This window comes from Virgibacillus sp. 7505 (assembly GCF_002272135.1).
Taxonomy (GTDB): domain Bacteria; phylum Bacillota; class Bacilli; order Bacillales; family Amphibacillaceae; genus Terribacillus.
Genome location: NZ_NPBF01000072.1, coordinates 1 through 386 on the forward strand (window position 1 = coordinate 1; position 386 = coordinate 386).

General features: G+C 49.2%; 1 protein-coding gene. It reads right to left on the reverse strand.

The genetic code is table 11. The features are described from left to right. Nucleotides 1-366 (reverse strand): tripartite tricarboxylate transporter permease (locus tag CHH91_RS17950; RefSeq protein ID WP_141234193.1); only part of this gene is annotated, 366 nt, incomplete at its 3' end. Between the last annotated feature and the right edge of the window lie 20 nt (nt 367-386).

A 386-nucleotide genomic window follows, 5' to 3' on the forward strand; every position in this document is an offset into this window, starting at 1 on the left:
GATTAAAAACGCCGTGCTCACCAGCCCACCAAGCCCTGAATAAAGGGCGTTAATTCCAAGCGCCACTCCTTGCTTCCCTTGTTGCGTAAGTGGATAGCCATCAAACGTTGTTGTCACGGAAGCAGGGGTTCCCGGCGTGTTCACAAGAATAGCCGGAATACCAGAGGCAAAGATCGCCGTACAATAAATCGCAATAAGCATAGCCAATCCTTCCTGTGGAGCGAGCCAAAATGTTAGCGGCGTTAGCACCGCTACCCCCATTGTTGCGGTTAAGCCAGGTAAAGCGCCAATAAACAGGCCAAGAAACGTTCCAAGTAGCATAAAAAAAAGAACCCCTGGCTGCAAAACCAACATGACTGTATCCATTTATAAGCACCTCCTACAGG